Here is a 2,677-nt window from a genome sequence, read left to right as displayed (position 1 = left end):
AGTGCGCATTTCGCCGAAGCCGAACAGAGATTTCGGTTGATGTCGAACAGGGTTTTCGCTGGAAGATGAACACGCGTTTCGGTTGAAGTCGAACAAAGACGCTGGTGTTCCGAAACGGTTGTTCGATTTGCCGAAACACCTGTTCGGATTCCCGGAATGAGTGTTCGGCAAACCGAAACGGATCGTCGGCTTCATCATGGCGGTGCTGCGTATGGACCAATCTGCCGGCATTAAGGTAGCTCCCTTTGGGAGTTATCGACGATGCCGGCTCACCGGACGACCATGCGCAGAATCAAGGAAGTGCTCCGCCTGAAGTGGGCATGCAATCTCACGCACCGACAGGTACAGGGCGCGCTCGGCGTCGGCCTCGGGACGATCACGCAATATCTTCAGCTCGCCACTGCCGCGGGGCTCGATTGGGCTGCGGCCGAACCACTGGAAGAGGATGAGCTTGAGCGGCGCATCCTGTCGCCGGCTTCGTCGCCGGCGCCGGCGAAGCGGGTCGAGCCAGATTGCAACGTGATTCACCGGGAACTGCGCCGCAAGGGCGTCACGTTGCAACTGCTCTGGGAGGAATACGTTGGGTCCCATCCCGGCGGACGCACATACCGCTACACGCAGTTCTGCCAGCGCTACAAGGACTGGGCGCAAACGCTCAAGCGTTCAATGCGTCAGCAGCACCGCGCCGGCGAGAAGTTGTTCGCCGACTTTGCCGGACAGACCATGCCAGTCCTCGCTCGCGACGGCGGGGTTGCCTTCCAGGCCCATATCTTTGTTGCTGTGCTCGGCGCATCGAATTACACGTATGCCTGTGCGACACGCTCGGAGACGACGCCGGACTGGATCGGCGGCCTGATCGACGCGATGGAATTCTGTGGCGGCGTTCCCGAACTGCTCGTCCCGGACAACCCCCGCGCGTTGATTGCGAAGCCCGACCGGTACGAGCCTGGTCTCGGCCGAACCACGCAGGACTTCGTGAACCACTACGCCACCGCGATGCTCCCGGCGCGGCCGCGCAAGCCACAGGACAAGGCCAAGGTCGAAGTCGGCGTACAGATCGTCGAGCGCTGGATTCTCGCCCGGCTGCGTAATCACCGCTTCTTCAGTCTTGCCGAACTGAACAGAGCGATCGGCAAGCTCATCACCGACCTGAACCAGCGCCCGTTCAGGAAGCTCGAGGGCAACCGGCGGGAATGGTTCGAACGGCTCGACCAACCGGCCCTGCGTGCACTGCCTGCGCGTCGCTACGAGATCGCCACATTTCAGAAGTGCCGCGTCAACATCGATTACCACGTCGAGGTCGACCATCACTACTACAGCGTGCCGCACAGCCTGGTTCGTCAGGAAGTGTATGCACGCGTCACCCGTCATGGCGTCGAGATCCTGCACGGCGGCAAGCGTATCGCCGCCCACGCGCGCAGTCGGCTCAAGGGCAAACATACAACTGTGCCCGAGCACATGCCAGCAGCCCATCGCGCCCACATGGAATGGACACCGGGTCGCCTTCTGAACTGGGGCGCCTCGATCGGCCCCGGCGCTCAAGCCATCGTCAACCACCTGCTGACCAACCGCCCGCATCCCGAAATGGGCTACCGGGCCTGCCTTGGCCTGCTGGGGCTCGCCCGCAAGTACGGCAAGGAGCGCCTCGAAATCGCCTGCCAGCGCGCGCTCGTCATTGGCTCGCCAACGCGCCGCTCGGTGCTCTCGATTCTCAAGTCCGGTCTGGACCGGCAACCCGCACTCCCGTTGCAGCTCACCGAATGGCATTCACCCGAGCACGAGAACGTGCGAGGTCCCGACTATTACCACTGACCCAAGGAGGTCGCGTATGTTGATGCAGCAAACCCTCTCCCAGCTCAAAGCCCTCAAGCTCGACGGCATGGCACGCGCCTTCGAGGAGCAGGTCTCGCTCACCGCCAGTTCGAGCCTGTCATTCGAAGAGCGCTTTGGCATCGTCGTCGATCGTGAACTGGCGTGGCGCGACACCCGACGGCTCGAACGCCTGATGAAGGCTGCAAAGTTGAAGAATCCGCAGGCATGCATCGAAGATATCGAATACCGGCAGAGCCGCGTACTTGATCAGTGCGTCGTCGCCACGCTCGCCGGCTGTGACTGGATTCGCAACGCCCAGAACATCATCCTCAGCGGGCCGACCGGCGCGGGCAAGACATGGATCGCCTGCGCGTTCGCGCAGCAAGCCTGCCGGCAAGGCTTCTCGGTACTGTATGTGCGGGTTGCGCGCCTGTTCGAGGAACTGAAGATCACACACGGTGATGGCAGCTTCACTCGACGCCTCGCGCAGCTCGCAAAAATGGACGTTTTATTACTTGACGACTGGGGCCTGCAGGACCTCGATTCGGGCGCGCGCAACGATCTGCTTGAGGTGCTTGACGATCGCGTCGGCACACGCTCGACAATCATCACCAGCCAGTTGCCGCTCGAACACTGGCATGCATGGCTACAGGATCCGACGCTCGCTGACGCCATTCTCGATCGCCTCGTGCATCAGGCCCACAAGCTTCCGCTGAAGGGCGACTCGATGCGCCGAAAGAGCAAGCCCGATGACGGCGTAGCCTGATCTCGAACACTCACGCTACAATCCATGCACCTCGCAGCACCGCCCTCCAGCTTGTTCGACTTCACCGAAACGAGCGTTCGCCTTCCCCGAAATCCGCAC

General features: G+C 61.9%; 3 protein-coding genes. 2 read left to right on the top strand and 1 reads right to left on the bottom strand.

From position 1 onward, the window contains the following. On the bottom strand, positions 1-198 hold a 198-nt coding region (locus R8871_RS38350), incomplete at its 3' end, for a hypothetical protein (protein ID WP_217468944.1). 63 nt (positions 199-261) lie between these two features. Between R8871_RS38350 and istA the strand changes: the two genes are divergently transcribed. Then, complete coding sequence (gene istA / locus R8871_RS38270; RefSeq protein WP_175055078.1) at positions 262-1,812, top strand: IS21 family transposase; 1,551 nt, start codon at positions 262-264, stop codon at positions 1,810-1,812. Positions 1,813-1,828: 16 nt separating this feature from the next. After that, positions 1,829-2,578, top strand: a complete 750-nt coding sequence (gene istB / locus R8871_RS38265; protein WP_175055077.1) for an IS21-like element helper ATPase IstB — start codon at positions 1,829-1,831, stop codon at positions 2,576-2,578. Positions 2,579-2,677: the final 99 nt, after the last annotated feature.

The organism is Paraburkholderia sediminicola (assembly GCF_902859805.1).
In the GTDB taxonomy this organism is placed as follows: domain Bacteria; phylum Pseudomonadota; class Gammaproteobacteria; order Burkholderiales; family Burkholderiaceae; genus Paraburkholderia; species Paraburkholderia sediminicola.
Note: the sequence above shows the minus strand (reverse complement) of the source record. Positions and strands in the feature narration are given on the sequence as shown.

Coding starts and splice junctions, on each gene's coding strand:
- istA (WP_175055078.1), top strand. CDS start 262: ATGCCGGCTCACCGGACGACCATGCGCAGAATCAAGGAAGTGCTCCGC.
- istB (WP_175055077.1), top strand. CDS start 1,829: ATGTTGATGCAGCAAACCCTCTCCCAGCTCAAAGCCCTCAAGCTCGAC.